General features: G+C 60.4%; 3 protein-coding genes. All 3 read right to left on the bottom strand.

Going from position 1 to position 4260, the window contains the following annotated elements; all coding sequences use genetic code 11:
* The coding region (locus tag VJV58_RS18940) for an efflux RND transporter permease subunit (protein ID WP_324138899.1) at positions 1 to 1262 on the bottom strand (1262 nt) is incomplete at its 3' end.
* A 30-nt stretch (positions 1263 to 1292) separates the two neighbouring features.
* Positions 1293 to 2537: an efflux RND transporter periplasmic adaptor subunit gene (locus tag VJV58_RS18935; protein ID WP_324138898.1), complete on the bottom strand. Its 1245-nt coding sequence runs from the start codon at positions 2535 to 2537 to the stop codon at positions 1293 to 1295.
* Positions 2538 to 2703: 166 nt separating this feature from the next.
* A complete protein-coding gene (locus VJV58_RS18930; protein ID WP_324138897.1) occupies positions 2704 to 4101 on the bottom strand; it encodes a CoA transferase in 1398 nt (465 codons plus the stop codon).
* Positions 4102 to 4260: the final 159 nt, after the last annotated feature.

Here is a 4260-nt window from a genome sequence, read left to right as displayed (position 1 = left end):
TCGGAAAGCTCTGTGGTTTGCGAAAGGCGCCGGAAGATTGCTTCCACCATAATCACGGTGGCGTCCACGATCAGTCCGAAATCGATAGCGCCGACTGATAACAGATTGGCGGATTCGCCGCGTAGGACCAGAATGATAACGGCGAAAAACAGCGCGAATGGAATGGTGGCGCCTACGATCAGCGCGCTTCTGAGATCGCCGAGGAAGGCCCACTGCAGCAGCACAATCAGAAGAATGCCCAGCACCATGTTGTGCAGCACGGTTGCGGTCGTGATGTCGATGAGATCTTTGCGGTCGTAGATGCGCTCGATTTGCACGCCCGGCGGCAGGATGCTCGAACCGTTAATCGACGCCACTAATTGCTCGACGCGCGCGATCGTGGGCGAACTCTGCTCGCCCCGTCGCATCAACACGATACCCTGGACGATGTCGTCGTCCTGATCGAGTCCGGCGATGCCAAGCCGCGGCTTCTCGCCGACGGTGACCTTCGCGATATCTTTCACCAGCACCGGGTTGCCGCCGCTCTGCGATACCATCGTGTTGGCAAGATCATCGATCGACCGAATCAGGCCGACGCCGCGCACCACGGCCGATTGACTGCCGATATCGACTGTATTTCCGCCGACGTTGATGTTGGAATTGCCGACCGCCTGCAGCAATTGCGGCAGCGTGAGCCCATTAGCCACCAGCTTGTTGAAGTCGACCTGCAATTCGTAAGTCTTGGTCTTGCCTCCCCAACCCGTGACATCGATCACGCCGGGTACTGCTCGGAAGCGGCGTTGCAGCACCCAGTCCTGCAGCGTTTTCAGGTCGAGCACGCTATAGTTCGGCGGCCCGACCAAACGGTAACGGTAGATTTCGCCGATTGCGCTGAGCGGCGAAATTCCCGGCTGCACGTTGCCCGGTAATGGCGCAAGTTGCGACAGCCGGTTCAACACCTGTTGCAGCGCCTCGTCATAGGTATAGTCGAACGAGAATTGCAATTTGACGTCGGACAATCCGTACAGTGAAATTGTCCGGATGGTGCGCAGGTTCTTGATCCCCGCGACCTGGGTCTCGATCGGGATCGTGATGTAACGTTCGATCTCTTCAGAGGACAATCCCGGACTTTGGGTCACGACGTCGACCATCGGCGGAGTCGGATCGGGATAGGCTTCAATATTGAGCTGCCTGAACGCAATCAAGCCGCCGGCCATGACGACGGCGAGCAGGCCCACCATCAGATAGCGCCGGGTGACGGCAATGGCGACAAGGCGATCCATTCAGATCGAAGCTTTCAATGGAGGGTTGGGTTAGCTTCCGGATGCCGCGCGATCGATGAACAGGCTACCCTTCGTAACGATCCGCTCGCCGGGCCTCAAATTGCCTTCGACCTCGACCAGATCGCCATTGGTCAGCCCGGTCTTGATCTGACGCAGTTCGATGGACTTGTCTTCATGCGCGACCCAGACTCGAACCTGATTACTTTCATAGATTAGCGCCTGCTTGGGTACGCCGACCGCTGGATGATCGCCGGCGGAATATATGGTCACATTGGCAAACATCTCCGGCTTCAACAGACCGTCCTTATTGTCGAGGGTGGCGCGGACCAGCAGCCGGCGTGTGGCGGGATCGATTGCCGCGGCGACATAGTTGATGTGTCCGGTCAATGTCCGGCCCGGCAGCGCCAGAACGTTGATAGCGATCTCCTGTCCGACCGAGACTTTCGAAGCATCGCTTTCGCGAACAAAGGCGGTTAGCCATACGGTCGAGAGGTCACCGATCACGAACACAGGATCGCTGGACCCCGAGTTTACATATTGGCCGGGGCCGACCTTCCGTTGCACCACCGTGCCGGCAATCGGCGAGAAGATCGTTGTATTCGGATTGATGCTGCCCTTCTCCTGGAAGGTTGAGATGGCCTCGTCGGTGAGGCCGAGGATTCGCAGCTTGTTGCGCGCCGCCTCCAGCGCCGTTTGAGACGAGCGCAAATCATTCTGCGCCTGAATCAAAGTTGCCTGCGTCTGCTGATAATCCTTTAGCGGAACGGCCTTGCCCTCAAACAGGTCCTTGGCGCGCTTGTCCTGTATCTGCGCAAGGTCGAGGGCCGACCTCGCCTTGTTGAGCGCGGTCATGGCAGTGATAAAATCATTCTGCGCCTGGACAGTATCGGCCGCCTCGATAACAAACAGTGGCTGGCCTTGCGCAACGCTGTCGCCCGGCCGGACCAACAGCTTCGTGACCCGCCCCGCATAGGGTGAAAATACCGGGGTCGAGCGATCCTCATCGACCGCGACTTTGCCTTCGGTCACGGTCTCGGAGCGGAAGGCATGCTCGCTCACGGTCTCGACCGTCAAGCTCGCCCATTCGGCTGCGGTCGGAGTGTAGCGCTGGAGGCCCTTTCGCGACTGGCTCGACAGGTCAGAAGCTCCATGCGGGCTCCCGCCCGCATGCATAAGCCCGTAGAGCACGGCGCCCGCAAGCACCAGAAGCCCCGCCCCTGTGGCCAGCCGTTGCCGTTTAAGCTTTTGCAATCGCTGGTCTAAATTAGGAAGCATGGACTCCAGTCACTTCGCCGACGATTCCGGCAACAACTGCCGCATCGCAGCGCTAATAGTGCCGATTTCCCGTTTCGAACAACCTAAAAACGCCATCGGCGCGGTCTTTGAGGCTAAATTTTCGATAGAGGGCCGACTTTTTCGATGGCCGGAATTCTGGTCCGGTTCAGCCGCGCGCCGGCCATTGCGCCGGATGACTGCCGAGCGGCATCGCCGGACGCGCCCAATACGCCGGCGTCTTCGACAGCACAGCCGAATGGCTGACCGCTCGAAGCGGACCGAATCCGGAGGGCTCCTCCTCCACGAAAGAAGCGACCGTTTCGCCCTTCAAGTCCTCCGTTTTCAACCCGTCGGCGACGCGGCCGAAATTCCACAGCCATCGCCCGGTCTGCGCCAGAGAGACCCGAACGTGCCAGCTGCCGCCTTCGCGCGATTGGCGAGCCTTCGCCATCATCGCTCCGAACGCCATCAGATGGCCGGTGGCATGATCGAGCATTTGCGCCGGCAACTCCTTGGGTCCAGTTACCCCCGCGGCCTCGCCTTCGGCGTGGTTGAAGCCGGTCGCTGTCTGAACGAGGGAATCGAACCCGCGTCGGTCCGCCCACGGTCCCTCATGGCCGTAGGCAGATAGCGACACGTAGATGATTCCCGGACTGATGCGCGCGGCGTCCTGGGCCGAGAAACCAAGCGCTGCCAGCGCATGCGGCCGATATCCCTGTGAGAAGATATCGGCTTGGGCGAGAAGATCCCGGAGCGTCGCCTGCCCCTGTTCGCTCTTGAGCTCAACAAAGCTCGTCAGTTTGCCGCGCCCGGTATCAATCGTGAGCCATGGAATTGCCGGCAGTTCGGGGCCGGAAACCAACAACACATCGGCACCGTGGACGGCGAGCGTTCGGCCCGCAACCGGGCCGGCAATCACCCGAGACAGATCAAGGACGCGAATGCCGGCGAGCGGGCGGTCACCCGCGGGCCATGGCTTTGGCGCGGCGTCGCCGATTTTTTCGATCGAAATCGTCGGCAAGGCGGCGACCGCCTTTGCCTGCGGCAGCTCAGACCATTCATCGAAAGAGCGCATCATCGCGACGACACCGCCCGCGGCGTAGGCCGCGCTCTCGAACGCCTCGGCGTCCCATTGCATCAGCGCGGACTGAACCTGCTCGCGTTCCGGCTTGCAGTTCAGCACCTTGCAAACCGCGGCGCGGTGATGTGGAAAATTAGTGTGCAGCCGCACGAACCGCTGATCGCGCGTTGTATAGATGCCTGCAATGGCGTCCCAGGCTGGCGGAGGCGGCTTGCCGTCCACGCGCAAATAGCGCTCGCTGCGGCATTCGACGACAGCATGACGCATATCGATGGTGAGGTGCTGCGTTTGGCCACTGCGCAGCTGCCAAATCTGCGCCGCCGCCAGCCCCGCGGCGCTGATGCTAGCCTGGGCCGCGGCTGCGAGGCGGAACGAGGACGGCAATTGCGGCTCTTCTCCGGTCAATGTGACCGACTCAAGCGCAGCAGGATCGCCGCCGACCGAGGTCCAGAGATGAGTCAAGATTTCGCGAGGCGATTGCATGGCGAGCATTCTCGAAAAGCGCGATCCAGTATTCCAGAGAATTGCCGATGAATCGAGACGGCCAGTGCTATGGATGCAGTATTGAGCAGCGGCTTTCGCGGATATACGATCTGTTTTCGAACCCACATTCAGCGAAAATCACGCGAGCGTGGCAATATC

It is taken from the genome of Bradyrhizobium sp. (assembly GCF_035273305.1).
Classification (GTDB): Bacteria; Pseudomonadota; Alphaproteobacteria; order Rhizobiales; family Xanthobacteraceae; genus Bradyrhizobium.
The sequence above is the reverse complement of the archived record's forward strand: the minus strand, read 5'-3'. Positions and strand labels throughout refer to the sequence as shown.